15 protein-coding genes are annotated in these 23351 nt (G+C 71.7%); 7 read left to right on the top strand and 8 right to left on the bottom strand.

All coding sequences use genetic code 11. The features are described 5' to 3' along the window. Window positions 1-55: 55 nt before the first annotated feature. Window positions 56-1302 (top strand): IS3 family transposase gene (locus OHA30_RS00075; RefSeq protein WP_328911668.1). Its coding sequence is split into 2 segments (ribosomal slippage): window positions 56-338 and window positions 338-1302, totalling 1248 coding nucleotides; the frame shifts between segments, so codons are not numbered across the junction. Window positions 1303-1614: 312 nt separating this feature from the next. On the opposite strand, the gene OHA30_RS00070 is transcribed toward OHA30_RS00075, so the two are convergent. From OHA30_RS00070 to OHA30_RS00050, 5 genes are all read right to left on the bottom strand, one after another. Next, window positions 1615-2745 (bottom strand): endonuclease domain-containing protein, encoded by a 1131-nt coding sequence (locus OHA30_RS00070; protein ID WP_328911667.1) that lies wholly within the window; start codon window positions 2743-2745, stop codon window positions 1615-1617. Between the two features lie 89 nt (window positions 2746-2834). Continuing rightward, on the bottom strand, window positions 2835-3578 hold the full coding sequence (locus tag OHA30_RS00065; protein WP_328911666.1) for a hypothetical protein: 744 nt from the start codon (window positions 3576-3578) through the stop codon (window positions 2835-2837). 523 nt (window positions 3579-4101) lie between these two features. Beyond that, window positions 4102-4257, bottom strand: a complete 156-nt coding sequence (locus tag OHA30_RS00060; RefSeq protein WP_328911665.1) for a hypothetical protein — start codon at window positions 4255-4257, stop codon at window positions 4102-4104. Window positions 4258-4294: 37 nt separating this feature from the next. After that, a complete protein-coding gene (locus tag OHA30_RS00055) occupies window positions 4295-5239 on the bottom strand; it encodes a DDE-type integrase/transposase/recombinase (protein ID WP_328911664.1) in 945 nt (314 codons plus the stop codon). Window positions 5240-5301: 62 nt separating this feature from the next. Then, window positions 5302-5682, bottom strand: coding sequence for a hypothetical protein (locus tag OHA30_RS00050; protein ID WP_328911663.1), 381 nt, complete (start codon window positions 5680-5682; stop codon window positions 5302-5304). 508 nt (window positions 5683-6190) lie between these two features. Here OHA30_RS00050 and OHA30_RS00045 point away from each other — a divergent pair. The 3 genes from OHA30_RS00045 (at window position 6191) to OHA30_RS00035 (ending at window position 11574) form a co-directional block, all read left to right on the top strand. Further along, window positions 6191-6688 (top strand): hypothetical protein, encoded by a 498-nt coding sequence (locus OHA30_RS00045; RefSeq protein WP_328911662.1) that lies wholly within the window; start codon window positions 6191-6193, stop codon window positions 6686-6688. Between the two features lie 329 nt (window positions 6689-7017). After that, on the top strand, window positions 7018-10566 hold the full coding sequence (locus tag OHA30_RS00040) for a DEAD/DEAH box helicase (protein WP_328911661.1): 3549 nt from the start codon (window positions 7018-7020) through the stop codon (window positions 10564-10566). Between the two features lie 354 nt (window positions 10567-10920). After that, window positions 10921-11574, top strand: coding sequence for an ATP-binding protein (locus OHA30_RS00035; protein ID WP_328911660.1), 654 nt, complete (start codon window positions 10921-10923; stop codon window positions 11572-11574). Window positions 11575-11639: 65 nt separating this feature from the next. Here OHA30_RS00035 and OHA30_RS00030 read toward each other — a convergent pair whose 3' ends face one another. Further along, window positions 11640-12245 carry a hypothetical protein gene (locus tag OHA30_RS00030; protein WP_328911659.1) on the bottom strand — a complete coding sequence of 202 codons (606 nt, stop codon included), beginning with the start codon at window positions 12243-12245 and terminating at the stop codon, window positions 11640-11642. Between the two features lie 973 nt (window positions 12246-13218). On the opposite strand from OHA30_RS00030, the gene OHA30_RS00025 reads away from it, so the two are divergent. The 3 genes from OHA30_RS00025 to OHA30_RS00015 are packed head-to-tail and all read left to right on the top strand — an operon-like array spanning window position 13219 to window position 16885. Then, complete coding sequence (locus tag OHA30_RS00025) at window positions 13219-13854, top strand: hypothetical protein (protein ID WP_328911658.1); 636 nt, start codon at window positions 13219-13221, stop codon at window positions 13852-13854. 14 nt (window positions 13855-13868) lie between these two features. After that, a complete protein-coding gene (locus tag OHA30_RS00020; protein ID WP_328911657.1) occupies window positions 13869-16337 on the top strand; it encodes a helix-turn-helix domain-containing protein in 2469 nt (822 codons plus the stop codon). Continuing rightward, window positions 16337-16885, top strand: a complete 549-nt coding sequence (locus OHA30_RS00015) for a hypothetical protein (RefSeq protein ID WP_328911656.1) — start codon at window positions 16337-16339, stop codon at window positions 16883-16885. The genes OHA30_RS00020 and OHA30_RS00015 overlap by 1 nt, the downstream gene beginning before the upstream one ends. Window positions 16886-17741: 856 nt before the next feature. Here the strand turns inward: OHA30_RS00015 and OHA30_RS00010 are convergent. Both OHA30_RS00010 and OHA30_RS00005 read right to left on the bottom strand, forming a co-directional pair. Beyond that, window positions 17742-19859, bottom strand: a complete 2118-nt coding sequence (locus OHA30_RS00010) for a hypothetical protein (RefSeq protein ID WP_328911655.1) — start codon at window positions 19857-19859, stop codon at window positions 17742-17744. Between the two features lie 528 nt (window positions 19860-20387). After that, window positions 20388-22853 carry a Helicase associated domain protein gene (locus OHA30_RS00005; protein WP_328911654.1) on the bottom strand — a complete coding sequence of 822 codons (2466 nt, stop codon included), beginning with the start codon at window positions 22851-22853 and terminating at the stop codon, window positions 20388-20390. Window positions 22854-23351 lie beyond the last annotated feature (498 nt).

Here is a 23351-nt window from a genome sequence, read left to right as displayed (position 1 = left end):
GGTTGTGAACCGTTCCGGGTTCAGTGGAGGCTCGATTCTTTGAGAGGATCGAGTCATGGCACGTCCTTCCCCTTATCCCGCTGAGCTTCGGCGTCGTGCGGTGCGCATGGTCGCCGAGGTACGGCCGGACTACGAGACCGAGTGGGCCGCGATGAAGGCCGTCGCGGGCAAGCTCGGCATCGGCGCGGCCGAGACGGTGCGGCAGTGGGTCCGCCGGGACCAGATCGACTCCGGGACCCGGCCCGGGACGACGACGGAGGAATCCGCCCAGGTCAAAGCCCTGAAGAAAGAAGTCGCAGAGCTCAGGCGGGCGAACGAGATCCTCAAGGCGGCCTCGGCTTTCTTCGCGGCCGAGCTCGACCGGCCACATCTTCGCTCGTGACGTTCATCGACGAGCACCGCGACCGCTTCGGCGGCGTCGAGCCGATCTGCACCGTGCTCACCGAGCACGGCCTCAGCATCGCGCCCTCCACCTACTACGCCGCCAAGGTCCGCCCGCCCTCGGCGCGTGCAGTGCGCGACGCGGAACTGAAAGTCCTGGTCCAGGAGGTGTTCGAGGCCAACTACCGTGTCTACGGAGCCCGCAAGATCTGGCACCACCTTCGCCGGCAGGGCCACCAGGTCGCCCGCTGCACGGTCGAGCGGCTGATGCGCGAACTCGGCATCACCGGAGCCGTCCGCGGGAAGAGGATCGTCACCACTGTCCAGGACCGGGCGGCCGAGCGGGCCCCGGACCTGGTCGACCGCGACTTCGTCGCCAAGGCTCCGAACCGGACCTGGGTCGCGGACTTCACCCATGTCGCGGCCTGGGCCGGCACGGTCTATGTCGCTTTCGTCGTCGACACTTTCTCCCGCCGCATCGTCGGCTGGTCCGCGGCTACCACCAAACACACCGAACTCGTCCTGGCCGCGGTGGAAATGGGCCTGTGGCAGCGCGACCGGGAAGGCAGCCGCCACCAGCACGGCCAACTGGTACACCACAGCGACGCCGGGTCGCAATACACCTCTTTCGCCCTCGCTGAACACCTTCAGCGGGAGGGCATCGCCGCCTCCATCGGATCCGTCGGCGACGCATACGACAACGCCCTGATGGAATCCACGATCGGCCTGTTCAAGACCGAACTGATCAAGCCCCGCCGGCCATGGCGAACCCTGGCCGACGTCGAACTGGCCACCGCCGAATGGGTCGACTGGTACAACCACCACCGCCTGCACGGTGAAATAGGCCACATCCCGCCCGCAGAATACGAAGCCAACTACCACCAGACCGACAAGAAACACCAGGTCACAGTCAAGATCTAGAGTCTCCACCGGACCCGGAACGGTTCACATCCGCGTCGACTCGCTCTTCGCCTTCGCCCAGGTCTGACTGCTCCAAGCAGTCAGACGGCTGCGCGCGATGAACGCGGAGGTCGAAGTCGTCGCCATCCACCGCTGAACCAAGGAGAGCCTCACCGGTACGGAGGCTGTACCGGAGTCAACTGGTGTGCATGGGGGTGTGGTCGAAGAACCTCGGCACCCGTAACGGCGCTTTGGCCTCTGCGCTTGAGGCGGTCCGTCTCAGCGGGCATGTCGTCTCCGGTGGCGGCCGAGGACGACACGCCCGGCGCCCCGCTACGGCCCGGAGCCGATGGCTTCGTCGATGAACCGGCGTACCAGAAGCTTCACTCCGTCCGATGGGACGGTGACGGACCATGCAAGCTCCGGCTGATGCTGATAGCACCGGAACCGGGCCACGACCGATCCGTCGTCCTCGGCGTAGAACCACCTCCAGGACAGTTCGTGCGTACATGCCGCGTGCGGTTCGAATACGGCAAGGCGGCGGACGATGTCGGCGTGGTGCTGGAGGGGGAGGGTCCGCTGAGCGCGGCAGTCCGTGCACTGCAGAAGGTGCTCGACCCCTCCGGGACGGTCGATGAACCCATGAGCGCCCTCGGAGTTGTTGCACTTCACGCACAATGGCCCGCGGAACAGACCGTGGGAATGGCAGTGGTCCCAATACAGGGCCCGCCGGGGTTCAGGACACATCCGGCACAGGAAGACCTCGGCGGGAGAGCGTCTGGCGAACCCCTTCGTGTACTGGCGGCCTCGCAGATGGCCGGTATAGGGCCTGGAGGCCTGGGCAGCACACGACGGGCACAGGACGACGAACCCTGAGGCGCTGGAGGAACGCCACTGCTCGCGGCCGGCCGGCGTTCCGCAGCCGCTGCACACGTCGTCCTGCGCTGCGAGGCCGGCTTCGACCTCCTCGGCCCGGTCCAGCACAGCGGCATAGGCGCGAGGAACCAGCCACTCCTTCCCCGACCAGACCATCAGCGGCAGCGGCCGGGTGCTCGCGATGGTCCGCCGAGTGAAAGCTTCGGGCAGCTGCTGCCCGGCGAAATCCTTGGATAGGACACCGGGGCCCTGCATCTGAGGAAGCTCGGACTCATAGGTGGCCTGAGAGATCCACTGCCAGACGCGAGAGCGCCAGGTGTGTGGCTCGCCGGCCTCCAGGCCGGCGTCGACCAGGTCGCCGGGGTCGATCGCGAGTCCGGCGAGTCGCTTGCCGGCCTTCTGGATGTCCCGGTCGAGGAAGCGCCATTGCTGCCGGTACTTGTAGCCGGGCACGGCTGTATCACCGATGAGCACGTGGCTGGCAGCGGCGAACGTGTAGCGGTTCACATGATCCAGATACGCGGGGACTGCCGTGTGGTGGGTGAGGTCGGCAAGCCTTTGGTGTGCTGCCTGGAGTGAAAGCCACATGAGGTATAGCTCCTTGAGATCGCTGATAGGGACAACGGGCGAGTCGCCGAGCAGGCCGACGGGGCGGCACTGCCTTGACGGGGGAGATGTCACGGGCAGGGCGCAGGCCCGGGCCGCGGTGCAGGCACCGGTTCCCAGCCACCGGTCAGGAAGGCTGCCCCGGCTTCTTCGCAGATGCTGCGGGAACTGCGGTCGGTGAGGAAGCTGGCGCGGTCGCCGTACTCGGTGGGCCGTACGGCCGCCCGGTGCAGTGTCCATAGGCCGTCGCTTCCGGTGCCGTCCGCAGCGGTGAGCTGGCGCAGCCATCCGTTGAGGGGATCGGCTTGTGCGGCTGTTCTTGGCCGGGTGCGGGTGCAGGCGGTCAGCCAGTCTGCGAGCCACGGTCTGCCGGCCCGGCGGCTGATTTCCCCGAGAAGCAATTCTGTTGCGGCGTCTGCCCCTTCGACTGCGGCGGTCTCACGCAGCCGCTGCTGCCAGCGCGGAGCGCCAAGCAGCCGGGCCACGGCGATCGTCTCCGGATAGGACACCAGCGCATGCGGCACCACGGCCGTCGGCACGGATCCCGTGACCGCGGCCAGCCGGCGTACACGGTCCTGCCAGACCGGCTCGGATCTCCACCCCTGTACCTGCCACGACCGCACCACCGCCGCGGCGAGGGCCACCACGTCCGCCGCATCCGGACGGGACCGGGCGAGAACGGAGTGATGGCGGTGAGCAGTGAGGACCGCGGGCAGGGTCTCCAGCGGAATGCTCGCCGGCCTCCCGGGATGCGTGAGGAGCCAGCGGAGGTGACGCCGGCAGACGTGCCCGGCGGTTCCCGGATACACCAGCACCGGCCGTCCGGCCCGCCCGGTGCACGGGGGACAGGCCCCCACCCACGCCTCGTCCGGCATGTACCAGGCCGCCCGCAGGTTCTCGTCGTCCGTGACGCGCTCGTGCGGGGCGGCGAGAGCGGGTAGCAGGCGGGTGAGCTGAGGCAGGTGATGACCGGTGGAGCGGATAAGGGCTGTTCGTGCGGGTGTGTTGAGGAACAGTTCCAGGCCGGTGCCAGGAGTACCCGTCACCTGCACCCGGTGCGTGCCGTCCAGGATGCCCCGCAGCAAGTCCTGCGCGGGCAGACCGTAAGGGGGCGGCCGTCCTGCGGAACCAGGAGCCGGTCAGTTTCCCCGCCACGGGTGGGATTCGAACAAACGTGGAGGCGGAGGGTGGCACTGGCATCGTCCTTTGCATGTGGGGCGTTGAGGGCAGAGCAGAGCAGGGGGCGCGGCCATGGACCAGCGCCATGTCGGCACGGGAAGGGGGACTGCAAGGGCGGGCCCGCGGTGGGAGGCCCGGGCGGGCCTCCCACCGTGCCGGTCAGCTGCCGGGGCGTTGCCGCAGAGTGGCGCGCGCCGCGTTCGTGGCCTGGACGTCGAGGAGTACCTGCGACAGATGTTTCTTCGTGATCGCGAGGCTTCCGTCCAGGATGGAGCGGATCGCTGCCTCCCTGACGAGGAGGGAGAGACTGGCCATCACGCTACCTGCCAAGTCAAATGAGACGAATGTAGTGCTATGAACTTTGATGCTTGGGTTGCTGGCGTTTGGCAGGATCGTTGATCCACGCCTTCGCGGGGATCTCTGGCGGTACCGGGCGCCGGTTGAACCGCTCCGGGTGTCGGGCGTACGCCGCGGTGAGGGTGGCGGCGCGCTGCTCACGGACCAGTCCGGTGGTGGCGAAGTGCACGCCGGCCGGGGTGTGGTAGCCGATCCCGGAGTGCTGGTGGGTGTGGTTGTAGTAGGTGATGAATCCCTCCGTCCATTCCCGCGCGTGCGTCAGTGAATCGAACCTCGGCGGGAAGTCCGGCTGGTACTTGGCGGTCTTGAAGTAGCTTTCGATGCAGGGGTTGTCGTTGGAGATGCCGGGGCGGGAGTGGCTCCTGGTCACCCCGAGGTCTATCAGGAGCTGGGAGACCTTCTTGGACGCCATCGACGTGCCGCGGTCGGCGTGCACGGTCTGTGGGACTATGCCGTTGCGCTCGATGGTGTCGCGGATCAGTTCCTCGGCCCGCTCCACCGTCCAGCCGGCGATGTAACGGCTGTAGATGTCGATGATCACATAGGCGTGGAACCAGATGCCCTTGGCCGGGCCCGCGAGTTTGGTGATGTCCCAGGTGAGTACCTGCGACGGCCCGTCAGCCACCAGTTCGGGCACGGTCCTGGCCGGGTGGGTGGTCTGCCGGCGCCGCTCCCCGTTCTGCCCGGCCGACTCCAGGATGCGGTACATGGTGCGCTCGGAGCAGTGGTAGCGGCCCTCGTCCAGCTCGCGGGCGTAGATCTGGGCGGGCGGCAGCCCGGCGTACTCCGGGGTGTCCATCAGCGCCAGCACCACCTCCCGCTCGGCGGCGGACAAGGCGGTGGCCGGGGCCGGGCGCGGCTTCTTCTCCCGCCGCGGCGCGGGGTTCAGGCGCCGGTGGTGGGTGGCACGCGAGCGGCCCGTCAGGCGACAGGCGTCCACGATGCCGGTGTGGGCCTTCAACTCCTCAACCGCCTGGTGCAGATGGGTGTCCAGGACGTCGGTCAGTCCGCGCTGCCGGACAACTGCTCCAACAGCGCGTGTGTTTTTCCCAGCACCTCCAGAGCCGCGTCCTTCCTGGCCACCTCCCGGCGCAGCCGCTCATTCCCCGCGCGCAGTTTCGCGGCCCCCGCCCCGGCGGGGTGCTTCCTTGGGGCGGAACTGGTGCGCCGGTCCACAAGCCCCTTCAGAGCGCCGCCGTCGCGGGCCTGGCGCCACTCGATGACATGGGAGGAGTACAGGCGCTCACGGCGCAGGACCGCACCCTTCTCCCCAGCGGGGGCAGCGTCGTACTCGGCGACGATCCGCAGCTTGTACTCCGCGGAGAACGCCCGCCGCTTCGGCCTCGGCGCGGGACCGGCGCCAGGACGGTTGGTACTGGACATACGGGTGAGACTCCATTCGTGCCCTCTCAGACCAGCTGATCGTTTCAGGGCGTCTCACACAACGATGACAGAGAGGGCCACCCGAGCCCGACCATGCGACGGTCCTGCTCGCCCACCGGCTTCACACACGCGTCGCCCACCCGCTGCACGCCGCCGCGCTGGCACAGCGGATTGTCACCGGACGCTCCGACGCGCCGCTTCGGCTGTCCGCCGCCCGCACCGACGGCGGCGGCGATCTTCCCGTACCGCCCTGGGCAGTCGACCTGATCTCCGCAGCCGGCCGCTTCGCGGAGCTGGACGGGAGGCCGCCCGGCCGCCCAAGCGTGCAACTCGCCCCTGGGACAGGAGAGCCGTGGACGAAGCAGCCCACATATGCGGCCTGTTCGAGCGTCAGGTTCTCAACAGGAGCCAAGCGCGTTCCAGCCCGCCGCGTACACGGGCCCACCCGAAAGAATGAATGACCCTGACACAGTCCCCCGCGCCACCCCGCCTACCCGATGCTGGGGGCATGGCAGAACGTCCCCGGGACTTGTGGGCTCAGCTCAACATGGCGGTCACGCACATCGGCCTGTCAGCGCCCGGCGCGGTGAGCGCCCGAGCCCAAGGCAGGACAACCGTCATCACGGGAAATCAGGTGCGCACCGTCACCCTGGTGCTGTCCGGGCACACATCCGCAACGACCACCGCTGTGCAGGACCACTTCGGCTGGCCCGTGTGGGACGCGCCCGCTGTACTCGCCCAGGACCACGGCTGGAAGGCCGTCTTCAACTCGGCCAACCGTACCTTCGAAGGCTTCTACGACGAGTCGAAGCACAGCACCGACCCGGAGATCGTCCGCATCGCAGTGCCCGTCCGCCTCACCGACGACATGTGGCACATGCTCGAGAAAACCGGAGCCGTCGTCATGTGTATCGGCCTGACAGGGGATCCGACCACGCAGGCCATCGCCACTGGAGTCCGGCAGCGCCGGTTCCGCGCAGCCCTGGTCGAAGCACTGTTCCACTGAGCAACCCCAGCCGTGACGTAGCCCAGCAGTACTTTTCCGCGCCACGTTGAGCGGGCCGCGTCCGCGATCTCAACCCCAGTGCGGTTCCAACTCTCACACCGGTGAACAACAAGGGCTCCCAGGCCCTCGGCGGCCCGCCGGAACACCAGCGGGAGAGCACCACGGCCTTGAATCGCGCCGGCCGCATCCCGCCCGGCAGCGAAGGCGGCCAAATCGGCGCTGAGCACGAAGGTTCGGCCCCTGCCGCTGACGGCGCCACCGGCACGGGGCCGCGACACTGTCCGAGTGCCTCTGGTACGGGCGGCTACCCGGCTGCCACAGTGAGCACCGTGCACGAAACAGACACCGAGGCCAGCGATCTGACGGTCGAGCAGCTCGTCCGTGACAGGTGGGGGAGCGACCTGCCGGCCGCAGGGCTGCAGCAGCGGTTCACCGAGCCGGGCTGGACCTACCAGGAGCAGGTGCCCCGCCCGTGCCCGCAGTGCGACGGCGTACTGCACTCGCTTCGCCGCCCGTACGAGTCCGCAGGGCGCAAGTACCGGTACGTCGCCGTCGTCTGCCCCGCCTGCCCGGCTGCGTTCACGCTCGCCGACCTCGGCGTGAAGACCTACGACAGGCTCCTGCGCCCCACTACCCCGGCCACGCCTGCGGCGGCCGCCGCCCCCGGACCGCAGCGTACAAAGGCCGCTCCTGCGGTGACCGCCCGCGCCGCGGCACGGCTGGTGGCCGGACCCGACACGGGCCCGTGTCCGAGCGGGCCCGGCGTGAGCGTCACGGCGATCCGCCTGCCCCACCCCTCCCGCGAACCCGCACCCACCACCGCCCCCGTGGGCCCGGCGTGGCCCGAAGACCTGCCCCTGCCGGCCCAGAAGGAGACGCGGGCTCTGTGGTGGGGCAAGATCACCGACCCCGCCTGGAACGTGCCCGAGCCCGCACTGCGCGCCGCCACCGACCTGAGGGTCATCATCCCGGCGGGGGAGCGCTTCGACACCCTGCGCGACGCTCTCGCTGGTCTCGGCGCCCAGGTGCGCACCGCCGCGCACTGGGTGGAGGACGAGGTGGTCACCACGGTGTCCGACCTCGGCGCGCCCGTCGAGCTGGCCGCCTGGCCCGGCGGCGTGGCGACGCCGGCCGCAGGGCCCGCCGCATACGCGGCCCGGGACGCGTTCGCCGCCCAGTGGGACGCCCTGGACGAGCTCCCCGCCGGCGACACCGAGGCGTTCGTGCCCGTCGAGGACCTCGTCCCCGAGGTGTGGAAGGCGCTGCTGCCGCACCCGGCGTTCAACCCGGTCCAGGCCGCCGCCATCCCCGCCGTCACCGACGGCGACGAGCACGCCATGGTCGTTGCCCCGACCGGAGCCGGGAAGACCGCGATCGGCATGGTCGCCGCCCTCACCGCTCACCAACGCGGCCGCAAAGCCGCCTGGCTCGTTCCCCAGCGCTCCCTCACCGACGAACTCGACCGCGACCTCGCCGCCTGGCGCCGCGCCGGGCTGCGGGTGGTCCGCCTGACCGGCGAAGCCGCCGTCGACACCGACCTCATCCGCGAAGCCGATCTGTGGGTCGCCACCACCGAGAAGTTCGAGGCGATCTGCCGCGCCGGCTCCCTACGCGCCGCGCTCGCCGAAGTCGGCTGCCTGGTCGTGGACGAGATCCACCTGCTCGGCGACCCCGTCCGGGGCCCGGTCCTGGAGGCGCTCCTGGCCCGGGTCCGCGAGGACGCCACCCGGGTACGGATCGTGGGCCTGTCCGCGACCGTCGCCAACGCCGACCAACTCGCCGGATGGCTCGGCGCCCGTCTCATCCGCTCGCCCTGGCGCCCGACCCGCCTGACCTGGCAGCTGCCGGCCATGCCACCGGACGCCGACGCAGCCGACTGGGCGACCCGCAACAACACCCGCACCCGCCGCACCGTCGACCTCGCGCGCCACCACACCGCCGGCGGCGGCAGTGTCCTGGTGTTCTGCGGCAGCAAACGCTCGGTCCGTACCACTGCCCTCGCCCTGGCCCATGACCGCGGCGTCGACACCACCGGCGCCGACGCGGACGACAGCGATCTCGTGGAGCGCCTGTGCACCAAGGCCGGCGTGCGCCTGCACTACCGCGACTGGCCTCACAAGCGCGAAGCCGAACAGGCCTTCCGTACCCGTCAGGCCGACATCCTCGTCGCCACCTCCACCGTGGCCGCCGGCGTCAACCTGCCCGCCCGTGCCGTCATCGTCCGCGACACCCAGATCGGCATGAGCCGTATCGAAGTGTCCATGGTCCAGCAGATGTTCGGCCGTGCAGGCCGCATCGGCGCCGGCGAACGCGAAGGCCACGCCTACCTGCTCACCGCCCCCAGCGAACGCCACCACTGGCAGGCACGCCTCGCCGCCGGATACACCGTCACCTCCCGCATCCGCGACCGCCTGCCCGACCACCTCCTCGCCGAAGCCGTCCAGAACCGCCTCGCCACCACCACCCAGGCCGAGAACTGGTGGAAGAGCACCCTCGCCTTCCACCAAGGCCACCACCCCCTCGACCCCCTCCACGACGCCACCGACTTCCTCACCGACACCGCCTACCTCACCCGCACCCCCGACCCCGACGGCGGCGACGACCGCATCGAAGCCACCGAACTCGGCCGCCTCACCAGCCGCTTCATGGTCGACGCCGACCTCGCCTCCACCCTCGCCGACGCCACCGCCCACCTCCCCGTCCCCGACAACCCGGACACCGCGGAAGACGCCCTCATCGCCACCCTCGCCACCCGCCTGCCCGCGCTCGAACAAGCGCCGTTCACCGACCGCGCCAAAGCCGAGCTCTACAACGTCCTGCGCACCCTCGGCCAACCCGGCCAGGCCACCACAGACGCGGACCAGGACGAGGAGGAGGACTGGCAGCCGGTCGCCGGCGACCTCGCCCGCGCCGTCCTGCTCCTCGTCGCCCGCGCACCCCGCGCCTTCCGCGGCCGGCCCGCATACATCCGCGGCATCCCGGCGGACTCCATGGCCCCCGTCCTCGACGACGCACAGCGCTACCTCGCCTGGCTCGGCGCCCAAGGCCCCCTCGCCACCGTCCACCCCTGGATCGCCATCACCGCCGCCGACCTCGCCCAGCGCATCCGCTGGCGCACCCTCGGTCCTTCCCGTGGGGCCGGCCGACTGCTGTGGATGTGCGAACAGATGGCCACCCCCGCCCACACCCACGCCCTGGTCCCCACCATGTGGCAGGCCGCCCGCGCCCGAGGCATCGACTCACCGGACTGGCCCGGCACCACCCCGCCCAGCACCTGCCGCCTCACCCTCGCCGAATACCAGACCCTGAGACGGACAGACCTGCACCCGCTCGTGTACGTGAGGCTCGGGGGACCAGGGCGGGGTGTGGCGCAGCGCGACGACGGACTTCACCTTGAGGCTGCCGTGGGACTGGGCGAGGGCGCCGACCGTGCTGGCCGCGGCGACCGTCTCCCACGGGCGCTTCTGCCCGACCGCGAGGAGGGAGAGGCTGTCGAGTGCGCGGATCTCCAGCAGCGGGTCGCCGACCAGGCGGGCGGTGGCCAGCGCCTCCGAGCACGCGGTGCGGGCCCGGCCCCCGCTCCAGGTAGCTGCCGCTGGTCAGTGCCCGCTCCAGCTCGCCGAGGACCCGGCGGGCGGGCGGTGCGCGCGGCCCGCCCGCCGGCGGTGTGGTCGATGGCGTACAGCCCGGCCACTTCGGCGTGCAGCAGCACGACGTCCGCCGCGCCGACCTGCCGGCCCGGCCGGTGCGTGCTGCGCCGCTCGGCGGGCATCTGGAAGCCGAGCTCCTCCAGCGGCACCCCGAGCGGCGCCTCCAGTACCTCCTGCTGGCCTGGGTGCGGCAGCGGTGGGTCGGGCGCCTCCCAGCGGCGCAGCTGACGCACGCTCACCGCGGCCTGGATGCCGAGCCGGTGGCCAGCGCGGCGAACGCGACGACGAGGGTCTCCTGGGTGCAGCCGGCCGCTTTGCCCAACCCGGCTGGCGTGCTGGTGCCCACCGCCTGCTCTCCTCGGTCTGAGGAGTCGTCACACCCTGGCGCCACCGGGCGGGCGGCCGGGCTGAAGTGGCCGGTGAAACGTGCGGTCGGGGTGGCACCGCTCCCGTGGCTGCGGGCGGTGGACTGGAACTGCGCCTGTGGCGCGGGTCGGCTGGGTCGGATGCGGGCCGCCGCCGGTCGCCTCCGAACCGGTGGCCCACCCGACCGACGTGCCGTCACCACCCCTGAGGGCCCCGATGCCGCACCGTCTTCGGCGCGGGCCGCTGTACCGCCTGACCCTCACCGCGACCGCCTCCGACCCGCACCGGCGCGTGGCCTGCGTCGGCCCCGCCCGCAGGTTGGTCCACTGCGCCGCCACCGGCTGGGGCCTGGACGGCGCCGCACTGGACGACCTGGTGACCGTCGCCTCCGTACTGCTCGCCAACGCCGCCCGCTACGCGGGCCCGGCCCGGCTCACCGCGCTGCTGCGCCTGGACGCGGCCGGCGCCCGGGTGCGGTTCGAGGTCGAGGACCAGGGCGCCGCCCTGCCCCGGATCGTGGCCGGCATCGGCGACGACCAGGCCGTCACCGGCCGCGGCCTGCTGATGGTCGAGGCCCTGGCCGAAGAGCGGGGGAGCACCCGACCGGCACCGGCAAGGTCGTCTGGGCCGAGCTCGCGCCCTGCCCGTTCCGCTGGACCTGCCCGCCATCGCCGCCCAGGCCCGACAGCACCGCCCGCAGCGACTGCATGCGGGCCGCGTCTATGGGTACCGGCCCCCGCCGGATCCCGGCCGTGCCCGTGGCCCGCCATGCTCGTTGGACCCGCCGAGCGCCTTCACCAGGGCGCGTGGCTGCGCCTGCTCCGCACCGCCCGGCACGAGCACCCCCACGGTACGGGCGCCGCACGGTGAAGCCTCCGGGAGGCCGGGCCCGTACACAGCCCGGCCGCCCGTCCGAGGCCCGGCAGGTCGGCGCGCTACTTCCCGGCCGCGGCCGCGGCCCGGGCCTGCCGGAGGTGCTTGAGGAGGCCTTCAAGCAGGGCGTTCAGGGCTGCCGGGGCGGGGACGTCGTGCATGTCGATGCGGCTGCGCTGGGGGCCGATCTGCCGGTGCAGCACGTCGTCGCCCTGGGTACGGAAGTCCTGGAGCTTCTTGAGGTAGTCCTTGTCGGTCTTGGTCCGCCCCGTGACGTTGCTGGCGACCTGGGCGAACCCGGCCACGCCGAAGACCGGCGGAACGTGGTCGATGATGGCGCGCAGCAGTGCGTGACACGAGAACGGTTGCTCGTGCTGGTAGTTGAAGTTCAGCTCCCTGCACTGCCGGACCAGCTTGTCGGTGAAGAAGCGGCCGGCGCCGTCGAGCTCGACCAGCTCCTCGATCAGCGCCTCCTTGACGTAGACCGACCCGGAGGTCTCCGGCGCGGCGGGGGGCTCCGCCGCTTCCTCCCCGGCCTGGCCGGGCCGGGGCGCCGCGGCATACTCGCGGGGCAGCGGCACACCCTGCTCGGCGCGGTAATGGTGGTAGTTCTGCTCCCACATCTGTTCGGTGACGATCCGGCAGACGGTGGCGACGTATGCCTCCACGTCGGTCGCCTGCGCGTACTCCTGGATCTCGCGCTTGATCTCCTTGGCCCACGCCGGTCGTCGGGCAGGTTCGGGCCCCGTCCGCTTCCCCCCCAGGTGCTGGGCTCATCGTCGAGGATCTGCGGGAGCGCGGCGATGAACTCGGGCTTGAGGCTGGGGATGGCCTCGGCCAGCTCCGGTGAGTTCAGCCAGGTCTGCGTGACCTCGGTCGGCGACGGTACTGCGGCTCGTTGCAGGGCGATCATGTGGTGAAGCACCCGCAGGAACGGGTCTGCGAGGAGAGGGCGCAGCTCGCCGAGCGGCAGGGCGGCCGCGACCGTGAGCCTGACCGGGTCGCCGTCGCCGATCATGCGCCAGTCGTGTTTGGCGGTGAAGCCGTAGGACGGCCCGAGCGTTCCGGTGCTTCCGACGCGGGGCAGGGACGCCATGATCTTGCGGGCATCGAGCCCGCGCTCGTCCATCCGCTTGACCACGTAGTCCCAGATGGGCCAGACCCAGGTCTGCACGAAGGGCGTGGCGATCTCCAGCAGCAGCGTGAGCTGCTCGTCGGCGAGCTCGTTCGGCAGGGCGCTGGGCGGTTGGTTGGGCGAGGTGGCGCGGACAAGCCCGCTGGACAAAGGTGCCTCACTCGCTGGGAACAGGGGAGCGGAGAAGAGCAGGACCACGAAGCGGTCGGGCGCGGCCTTGCCGGCCAGCGACTCGACGGTGTGGTCGCCCCGGCGGGTGGCCAACTCGCCGTGGTGGCGAACACCCTACGCCGCTGCCCTGCCCGGTTGGCACCGTCTTCCCAGCCCCCGGTCAGGCCAGAGTGGCGTGCACCCGCGTCGCGTTGGCCGGAGGCGGCCGCGCCTGCCCTCCCCGACCCCTGGCCAGTTGCACCGGCGCACAGCAGTGCCGCGCGCCCTTTCCTCTTTGACTCCAAGAGCAGACGGGCGTAGTATTTGGTTAAATTCTACTTTTTGGGAGTTGTCTCGTGAGAATCAGCATCGGCGGCGAGCGGGTCGAGGTGCACGACGACCTCGCCCAGGCGCTGCTCGCGGCCCTGCGCGGCGAGCGGCTGGTCGAGCCGCCGCAGGCCTCCGCCTTCGACGACCTGACCGCCCTGGTCGCCTGCATCAGCCGCGTCACCCAGCACCTGAACGTGGTCAAGGAGCTGGCCATGTCCCGCGCGGACGCCAGCGACAGCTACTCCAACCGGCGCGCCCTGGGCATCGCGGCCGCCATGGCTCCCTCGCAGCTGGGCCGTGTCCTGGAGGGCCACGGGCTCCCGCGCGACCGCCGAGCCGGCGGCGTGGACCTGGCCGTGGCGTTCCGCACCACCGACGACGGCGTGCTGCACCTGGCCGCCGAGGAGGACGTGGCCGGCCTGCCCTCGTTCACCCTGCCGTTCAACCCCGCGCAGGGCGTGGTCGAGCCCACGGAGTTCGCCGGCCGCGAGCTCGAGTTCTACTACCGCCGCCAGGTCCCGATCGCGGTGGCCGATCTCGGGCGCACCGCCGGCTACACGCTGCGCCCCGAGCAGGGCCCGATCGCCTGCCTCACCGAGCGGGTCTTCGACGCCCTGTTCGGCGACCCGCGGATCGACCCGACCCGACCCAACGGACGCTGAGGAGACCGGCCCTGATGTCGGATGACCTGTTCAACTCCGTCGACGCTCTGCTGGCGGCCGTGAACACCGGCCTGCCGCTTCCGGCGGAGCGGCAGCGGCTGCGCCTGGCGGCTGGGCTGACGCCTACGCAGATCGCCGCGGTTCTGCGGGTGGACTCGGCCCTGGTGTTGGGCTGGGAGGACGGATCAGCCGTTCCGGGCCCGGACATCGCCCCGGCCTACGCGCGGCTGCTCGCGGGCCTGGCGGAGCGCTTCCCTGCGCCTGAACAGCCCACCGCTCCGGTCTCGGTCGTGCCGCAGGCGTTCACCGCCCCGGCGCCCGCCCAGGACACGGGTGACGGCCTAGTGGTTCCGCTGCTCGACCAGAACCCGGACGGCTCGCTGGTGATGGGCGAGTCGGCGCCGTGCGTGCAGTGCTGCCAGCCCTCCGTCTATCGCGCGCAGGGCCGCCCGATGCACCTGGGCGGGTTCTGCCGCCCCGCCGCCCAGGCGCCCCAGGCCGCCGCACCGGCCGCCCAGCAGCCGGCCCCGGCTCCGGCGGGCCAGGCTCTGCCCGCCCCGGTGGCCCTGGCGCCCGTCGCCGCCCCGGCCGCGCCCGCTGCTCCTGCTCCTGTTTCCTCGTCGCCGGTGCGGCCCGCGCCCACCGCTTCCCCGGCCCCGTCGGCCAGGCCGCGCCCGGCGACGTCCCGTCCCGCTACCCGTCCGGCTGCGCCGCGTCCGGCCGCCACGGCTGCCGCTGCGCGCTGGTGGTCGGCGGTCGCGCTGGACGTCGCCGAGGGCGGCGGCTGGGTGCTGGACGTCCCGCAGATCCCGGCTCCGGCCGGGCCGAAGCTGGGCGACTGGTTCGCGTGGCTGGGAACGGGGCTGCCGCTGCGCGTCGAGCGCGCCCACCCGGCCGGACGCGGTGGCGACGGCATGGTCTGTCTGACCGCCGCCGCGCTCAAGCAGCTCGGCCTGCCCGCCATGCTGCCCGGCACGGAGAAGGCCCTGGCCGCGCTCCAGGCCAAGCTGGCCAAGGCCGCCGCCACGGTGGGCATGGAGATCTCCGAGGCGATCGGCCCGTCCTTCCACGCCTTCCGCCGTGCCGGGTCGGCCGGCGGCCCGAAGACCTCGGTGCGGGTCACCATCGCGCCGTGGCTGGGCCAGGGCGACGGCCGCCAGCAGGCCGTCAGCTCCCTCGCCGCCCCGCTGGCCACCGCCCCCGACGGCACCCGGGACGGGCTTGTCCTGGCTCGCCGCTACCGGGCCTTCACCACCGACCTCGGCGTCGCCCCCGGCGCGACCACGGCCTCGACCGCGATGTTGCTCCTGGACGCGGTGCGCCCCCGCGTGGAGTGGACCAAGGACCAGGCGATGGGGGAGTGGTCCTCGTACATGCGCGAGGGCGCACTGCCCTCGGGAGACCTGTGCGTGCCGCCGGCCGCCGGGGCCCGCCACCCGCTCACCCGCGAACTCCTCTCCAAGGGAGAGACGGTGTGCGAAGAGGAGGACTACAAGTGGTGGGCCCGCGAACTCACCACCGAGGAGGCCGGCCGCCAGTTCGCGGTCGCAGTCGACGTGTGCGCGAGCTACCTGTCCGTCACCGACTCCCTGCGCCTGCCCATCGGCCCGTACGCGTACGTGGAGCACCCGGCCTGGGACGGCAAGACCGCCGGCCTGTGGTGGTGCGACTTCACCGGCACCGAGGTTGACTCCCTGCTGCCGCACCCGGCCACCTTCCACGGCCAGCCGCCGACCGGGCCCGGCTGGTACGCCACCGTCACGGTCGCCTACATGGCCACCACCTACGGCTTCGACCAGGCCACCATCACCGCCGCCTACCTGGCCGCCCACACCGCACCGCTGCTCAAAGAGTGGACCGGCCGGATCAGGGGCGGCTACAAGCGGACCTACGCCGAGCTGGGTCTGTTCGACGGCCAGAGCCCGGAGGAGTTCCTGGCCGCCTACGCCGTCCACAGGGACGTCGGCACCGACCCGGTCCGCGCGGACGCCCTGGTCCTCGCGGAGACCTACAAGAACGTCTACAAGGGCGGGATCGGCAAGTGGGCCGACTCCGCCCGCCACCTGGACGACCAGGTGTGGCTGGAGAAGGTCGCCGCCTCCTGGTCCTACGACCCCGCGCTGCGCTTCCAGGTCATCGCCGCCGCCCGCATCGCCGCCCACCGCCGCCTGCGCAAGACCCTGCTGCTCACCGGCCGGGCCCCCTTCGCGGTCAACGTGGACAGCTACCTGTACGCCGCCGCCGCCCCGTCCCCGCTGGAGCTGCTCCCGGTCAAGGACGACGGCACCCCGGTCCCCGGCGCACTGCGCCTGGGCATCGCCCCGGGCAGCCACAAGCACGAAGCCTCGATCCCCCTGGAGGCCGTGGTCGAGGCGATGGAGCGCCGGGAGCACCCCTCCAAGCTGGTCCACCACTACACCACTGACGGCACCCCGATCGCCCCGGAGCAGACCGACAACGACGACGAGGAAGGCGGCAACTGATGGCGGCCAAGGGGCTGTTCGGCCGGGTGCGCGAGGCGCTGTTCCCCTCCAGGAAGGCGCCGGTGCAGTCCACCACGCAGGCCGGCCAGGTGCGGGAGCGCAAGTATAGCGGGAACACCAAGGCCATGGCCGCCGCCTACGGCGTCGCCCCGCGCACCGTGCTCCGCTGGATCGACGGCACCCGCCACCCCAAGGGAGAAGCCGCCGAGCGACTGCAGCGCGAGGCGGTCGACGTGCAGACCACCGAGCGCGGCCGGGAGCGCAAGGCCAAGCAACTGGCCCAGCGCGGCACCGTCTCCGGGATCGGGGCCCGGGTCGGCCGCACCATGACCTTCGAGATCCGCGGCTCGGACGCGGTCCGCGCCCGCGACATCCACCTGAACCTGACGGGCGAGCAGGCCGCCGCCCTGGCCCTCGCCGAGAACGAGGGCGAGGTGCGACAGATCGTCGGCCAGGCCCTCGCGGAATACTTCAACGGCGGCCCCGGCTACGGCGGCTTCGGCCCGGACGACTTCGACTTCGACCCCAACGACTTCGACCTGACCTGACCCGGATCAGCACACAGCCTCCTTGCAGGAAAGCCTGATTGGCGGTGAGAGCCCTGTGGGACCACGAACTCCGCGCCGCCGGCGCCACCTCACCCGTCGTCCTGGCGAACAGCGGCGTCCCGCGGCGGGTGGTCGCACTCGTTGCCGTACCGGCTGACCCCGGGGGCCGTCTCGCCGCCGTCCTGCCGCAGCAACCCTGCCGCTGGGCCCGGGACGGCATCCTGCGCGCCGAGCAGCGAGGAACTGCTGGTCTCCGAGCACCCGGCCGATGCCTCACCCCGCTACGCCTCGCCGTCGGGCGGCTGACCGGAGAGCCGACGGGTGGGTGGTCGTAGTCACGACCACCCACCCGCCCGCGCCCGGTACCAGGCTCAGGGGCCGTGCGGGGTGGGGATCGCGCGGCTATCGCGTCGGGCGGGAGCATCAGATCGATCACCGGGTGCGCGCCGCCGTCGAGCGAGACGAGCAGTCGCGCCGCCCATCCCTCGGCGGCGAGGACGGCCCCGTGCGGCGCGTCCGCCCGGATCGGCAGGACGGTCAGCAGCACCCAGTCGCGGCGGCGGGCCGGCCCGTGCCGCGGGTGCTGGTGGTGTTCGGCGAGCCGGTCGCCGACCGCGGTTGCTTGTCGGCGGTTCACGCTGCCGATGTAGCGGCACCAGCCCCGGGCATCCCAGGCCACGTACACCGCGCGCGGCACGGTGATCTCGCTCCGGGCGGCCTCGACGGTCGCCCGGCAGGCCAAGGCCGGAGGCCGGGTCGTCGGCGCGGGCGAGGGCACCGGTGTCCAGGAGCGGCGCCAGGGTGCGGACGGCGGGGGCGAGCCGCCGACGGATCTGACGGGGGATCGTTACCGAGGTCACGCGCCGTCACCGTCCTCGTACTCGTCCTCCGGGTCCGGCATCACGTTGGCCACGGGGCCGAACTTGATGAGAGTCTCGGTGATGCTGCCCAACTGAACCCGCAGGGCGTCCACACTGGTGACGAGGCCGAACACCTCACGGCCACGGGCGTGGGTCTGGGTCATCTTGGCGAGCGTGAACGCGGCCCGGCTGGCGGCCTTGATCGAGTTCTGCAGGATCCGGCGCTGCCGTGCGTCCTCGGTCTCCGTAGTGCTGCCGCTCCCGGTCTTGCCGTCGAGCTTCTTCTTGAGCTCGGCGATCGACGCCTCGGCCTCCACCGGGCTGGCGGCGTAGACCAGGTCCCACTCGTAGTCGATGGAGACCACCGCGCCGGCCTTGTCGACGACCGGCTCGCCATCCCGCATCACCGCACCGTCGATCTCCCGCGCGGCGGTGTGGAACTGCTTGGGCAGGATGCTGGGGTCGGCCGCGACGTGCGCGTAGGCGATGGAGTGGAGCATCCGCAGCCCGCCCTGGGTGCCGGCCAGCAACGCCAGCAGGGCGTTGGGGGTGTGCCGCAGCGGCGCGGTGCGCACCTCACGGGCCGCGGCGAGCTTGGAGCCGCGGTCACGGGTGATGAAGCCGGAGACGATCGCGGCGGTGCCGCCGAGCACGGTCAGCTCGGCCACCGCGTTGGTCTCGTCCAGCAGCGCCCGCTCGAGGATGCCGTCGAGGACCTTCAGGGCGTCGGTGCCGCGGGTCAGCGTCCAGTTCCGCTTCCACACCGTGTCGGTGATGGTGCCGCCGTTGCCGAGGGCGCGGGCGTACTGGTCGATGGCCGGGGAGCTGCGGTAGGCGGACAGCGCCATCGACGCGATCCGCTCGCTCACCTTCTGGCGGTCGGCCCTGCCGATGCCGAACTCCTGCTTGAGGAGCCGGTTCATCCTCTCAGCCTGACCGGCGAGCATGCCCTGCTGGTGCAGGGCCACCGACCACAGGCGGTGCGGCGGCAGGCCGAGGAGCTTGTGCATCGTGGCCGGGCTGACCTCGCCGAGCAGCACCTTGTACGTGTCGGCGTCGACCAAGTGCTCGCGCAGGGCGTGCCGGTAGACGCGCTGCATGCCCTGGGTGTACTGCGCGCCTTCGTCCCACGGGGTGACGTGGACGTGCAGGTTGGCCACCAGGTCGTCGCGGGCGGCGACCAGGTCGGGCAGCGGGGTGCCGTCCTCCGTGACGGCGCCGACCACCACGATGGCCGGGAAGGTCAGGGTGTGGCCCTCGCGGCGGGTCGCCTCGGTGAGGACCTTCTCGGCCAGGCCGCGGCGTACGCGGGCGGCCATCTCGGTCACCTTTGCGCGGGCCGAGCGCTGGTCGGCCGGCCGGCGCGGGCCGGAGCGGTCCACCGGGCCGATCACGGCGGCGACGCACGCCGCCGCCGCCTCGTCGATGTTGCCGCCAGTGCGCGCCAGCCACATGCTGACGAGCCGGCTGTTGCCGTCGCCAGCGACGGTGTAGGTCTCCTCGACGCCGTCGTCGTAGACGACCCGGACCAGGAACAGCGTCATCGGCTCCTTGATGCCGTGCTGCAGCACGCTCTCGGTGTAGACGTTTCGCTGGCCCTGGGCCCCGTACGTCTGGCGCATGCTCTCGGTGACCGCGTCGGCCAGGGCCTGACGGTCCGCCACCCGCACTACGAACAGCGCCCTCGGCTGCCCGGTCGCCTCGTCGATGAAGGTCCTGTAGACGACCGGGGCGTTGTTCTCCTGCTTGTCGTCCATCGCGGTGTGCAGCTTGTGCACCCACCGCTGGTTGAGGAAGTCGGGCAGTACGTCCAGGTCGGTGAACCGCCGGTGCGGCGGGATGGCGTACAGGGTGCCGCCGACGACCGGCTTGGCCATCAGCAGGCCGGCGTCGGCGGTCTCCCCGGCCGCCTCGACCAGCTTGCGCAGCAGCACGGGGTCCACGGCACCGCCGGTGACCACGGTGGCCGCGTCCTCGTCCAGCGAGTTCACCGGGTTGTCGAGCAGGGTCTTGCGGAAGCCGCGCAACTGCGTGACCGGCGCCGGGTCCGGCACCTCGTCGGGGCGCCGCAGCAGCGGGGGAAGACTGTCGTTCTCGAACGCGTCGATACTCATGAAAAAACGCCCTTTGGGGACTGGCGCGCCGCAGGCTGAACCTGCCATCCCCGGCATCGGGCCAGAGACTCCACTGCGCGCCGTCCAAAGGGCGGCGGGCGTCGTCACAGCTCCCCACCGGCTCACGGTCCGGTACGTCACCATGCCGACCGGCGTTCCACGAAACTAGGCGAGCCACTGGTCGGTCCCGAAGGCGCTAGCCGCTCTTCACCTCGCAGGTCCAACCCTGCGAGGTGCAGTTCCGTATAACCGGAGCGGTACGCGGCCGACACTCGACGCACCGGCACCTGCCAGTCTAACCCCCCTCAGCTCGACCGGCCGACTCCGTTGTGCGCAACGTGGTGAGACGACCCGTGCACTACGGCCGGGCACGTCCTCGGCCTGCCTCGCTCCGACACGGCTCCACAACGCGGGGTACGGGCGCTCCGGCGCACGCGATGGCGGCCAACGAGACCGTGCTCGCCCACCCTGCGCGTTGTTGGGGCGCGACAGATCGGTACCCGCCACCGGCCCGTCTCCGGCACACGCCTACTCCCAGCGCATGCCGAGTTCGGCGAGGCGCTCGGCGCGGGCGGCCGGGATGTCGGCGCGCCTGCTGCGGCTGTTGGCGATGAACATGCCGAGGCCGATCTCGATGGTGGTGCCGTCGGCCAGCTCCAACGGCTCCTTGTGCTTGCGCGGGACGGTGAGGTGCCCTTCGCGCTCCCGGTACTGCGCGGCGGCCGCCAGGTTCCGCTGCTCCTTCTCCGCGTGGGTCACCTTTGGGGCCGGCCGCTGCTCGGCGGTCAGCGGCGCCAGGCCGAGGACGTGCTCCAAGGCCCACTGCTGGGCGGGGCCGAGCTTGTCCCAGCCGATCTGCTGCGTGCGGGCCCATCCGGCGAGGTCCTCGCCCTGGACGACGACGCCGTCGGGCTCGGTGCCGGCGAGGGTCCCGCCGACCTTCGCGTGGCGCCAGGCGAGGGTGAAGCTGCGCTGCCAGTCCACCGACCATCCGGTGGGGCACCAGGCGGGGTCGATGGCGTCGTAGGCGGCCTTGCGGTCGGCGGCCAGTGCCCCGGTCCAGTCCAGGCCCTGTTCGCCGGCCGCGGCGCGGCGCTCCAGGGCCTCGGTGCGGCGCTGGGCGGTGCGCAGGTTCTTCATGATGACGCCGACCGGGCGCCCGCCCCACACGGCGTCGGCAGGCGGGCAAGCATGTCCGTGCTCGGCGGCGTAGCCGGCGACCGCGGTCAGGTTGTCGGTGAAGGCGGTATCGAACGCGGACCAGACCATGCCGAGCTCGTCCAGCAGGGCGATTCGCTCGGCGTCCAGGACCCCGGCGGCCTTGTAGCGGCGCTGGTCGGCCACCCACGCCCCGACCCGGTGCCCCGAGGTCGCCCGGTAGGCGTAGGGCACCTTCACGTCGCCGAACTTCTCCCGGTAGGCGAGCAGCTCCTCCAGACCGCGCCGGAACTCCTCCCGCTCGGGCTCCAGCACCCGGGTCCGCACGAACGCCGCGATGACCGCCGGGTCGCGTCGGCTGGAGAACTGCAGCAGCTGCGCCTCGCCACCGGCGGAGCTGAACTCCTCCGGAGCCCCCGCGTGCCGCGACTCCTGCGGGGGCCGGGCCTCGGACTGCGGCAGCGCCAGGCGTTCGACGGAGGCTGCGTCGTGCGACCGCAGCGCCATCAGAACCTTCGCTAGCCCGTCGTACGCCTTCGAGGTGAGCAGCTGCTCGCCGTCCTCGTCGGCCCCCAGCAGCACGGGCACTACGATGGTGGCTACCTTCCCGCTGCCCGGGTGCATCCGCAGAGCGCGCCCGACGGCCTGGACCAAGTCGACCATCGACCCGCGCACGTCCGCGAAGAACACGCTGTCGCAGTCGAAGGTGTCCACCCCCTCGGAGAGCACTTTCACCGACGACAGGATGTACCGCAGCAGCTGCCACCCGTCCTCGCCGACCAGCGAGGAGAACGTGCCCAGCGCGGCCCGTCGCTCCGCCGGGGTGTGCTCGGCCTCCAGCCAGCTCGTGCCGACCAGCTCCGGCCGCGGGTGCAGCGCCGGATCCCGCTCCCACAGCACCCGCGCCACCTCTCGCAGACCGGTGCTCAGCGCCCGCGCCTCCGCCACCATGTGGTGGAACGACAGCACCCGCGACAGGTCCCACTCCGTACACGCCGTCAGCAGCGCCGTCTGCAACGCGGCCAGCCGAGCCCCCCGGTACTCCACCGACCGGTCACTCGCACCGCGCTGCTCCAGGCCCTGCAGCACTGGGTCTGCGACGTCGACGCACAGGATGCGGTACGGGGCGATCACCCCGTCCGAGATCGCCCTCCCGAGCGGGTAGTCGTGCGCGACGGGCCCGAACAGCGCCTCGTCGTCCATACTTGCGATCAGCTCCGCCGCCTCGATCCCCACCGCGGCGGCCCGCTCCCGATCGTCCTCCTTCACCGCCCACAGCCTTGGCGTCGCCGTCATGAACAACCGCCGGTCACACGGGATCCGGGCATTGTCCAAGATCGCCGCCCACGGCCGCCCTGCCTGCCCGGACACCCGGTGCGCCTCGTCCACCACCGCCAGCGACCACGCTGGCAACCCGGCCCGGTGGGCCCCCTCCAGGTGCCCCAGCCCCACACTCGCGTACGTGGCGAACACCGTCACCAGCCCCGGCCCGGCGGTCCACTTCACCAGCTCCGCAGGATCCGTGGTGCACTTGATCCCCGGCTGCTCGCCGGCCCTCAACGAGCAGAGCCCGAACATCCGCCAGCCGCGCCTCTCCCGCTGCCACACCCCGACCGACTGCTCTAGCAGCGGTAACGAGGGGACCAGCACCAGTGCCCGCTCCGCGTGGAGGCGGGAGGCGACGTGAACAGCCGTCAGCGACTTGCCCGCCCCCGTCGCGGCCCTGATCTGACACCGAAGCCCCTCCGGCGGCACCGCCCCCGACGCGGGCAGCGTCAGGAGCCGGACCGATGCCCCGCACGCCTCCTCCTGGTTCGGCCGCAGCTTCCTCGCCATGACGGATGCCTCCTCTTTCCGGAACGAGCGAGGAACGACAGGAAGTGGATCACGACACTGATCGAGTCCGCGATCTTGAGCCCTCCCCGGAGCCTCCCTAACACCACAGAGTTTAGCGGGATTGCGTCTTTGAATCAGGAGGGCGGGCGAAGCCCGCCCCCGGGCCACCCGAACGAGTGAACTCGCGACAGGACCATCCAGCACCACCCGCCCGAGATCGCGAAGCGCCCACCCACCGCCATCTCATCGGGCGAAGCCCGGCCCCAGCCAACCCACCGTCAGGGCCGCAGGCCCACACCTCCTCGACTCACGCTCACTTCTCCTGCTCCGCAGGAGAAGTGAGCCACCATCTACCGAACACCCCACACTCGCCCCCACCGATCGGGCGCAGCCCGATCACGCCCGGCGCAGCCGGGCCACGCACCGCGGCGCCGCCGCGGTGCCCCCGGCCGAAGGCCGGGTAGTCGGCGGGCGAAGCCCGCGCGCAGGGCCGAAGGC

It is taken from the genome of Streptomyces sp. NBC_00223 (assembly GCF_036199905.1).
GTDB lineage: Bacteria > Actinomycetota > Actinomycetes > Streptomycetales > Streptomycetaceae > Actinacidiphila.
Note: the sequence above shows the minus strand (reverse complement) of the source record. Positions and strands in the feature narration are given on the sequence as shown.

Coding starts and splice junctions, on each gene's coding strand:
- OHA30_RS00070 (WP_328911667.1), bottom strand. CDS start 2,745: ATGTGGCTTTCACTCCAGGCAGCACACCAAAGGCTTGCCGACCTCACC.
- OHA30_RS00060 (WP_328911665.1), bottom strand. CDS start 4,257: ATGGCCAGTCTCTCCCTCCTCGTCAGGGAGGCAGCGATCCGCTCCATC.
- OHA30_RS00050 (WP_328911663.1), bottom strand. CDS start 5,682: ATGTCCAGTACCAACCGTCCTGGCGCCGGTCCCGCGCCGAGGCCGAAG.
- OHA30_RS00045 (WP_328911662.1), top strand. CDS start 6,191: ATGGCAGAACGTCCCCGGGACTTGTGGGCTCAGCTCAACATGGCGGTC.
- OHA30_RS00035 (WP_328911660.1), top strand. CDS start 10,921: ATGCCGCACCGTCTTCGGCGCGGGCCGCTGTACCGCCTGACCCTCACC.
- OHA30_RS00020 (WP_328911657.1), top strand. CDS start 13,869: ATGTCGGATGACCTGTTCAACTCCGTCGACGCTCTGCTGGCGGCCGTG.
- OHA30_RS00015 (WP_328911656.1), top strand. CDS start 16,337: ATGGCGGCCAAGGGGCTGTTCGGCCGGGTGCGCGAGGCGCTGTTCCCC.
- OHA30_RS00010 (WP_328911655.1), bottom strand. CDS start 19,859: ATGAGTATCGACGCGTTCGAGAACGACAGTCTTCCCCCGCTGCTGCGG.
- OHA30_RS00005 (WP_328911654.1), bottom strand. CDS start 22,853: ATGGCGAGGAAGCTGCGGCCGAACCAGGAGGAGGCGTGCGGGGCATCG.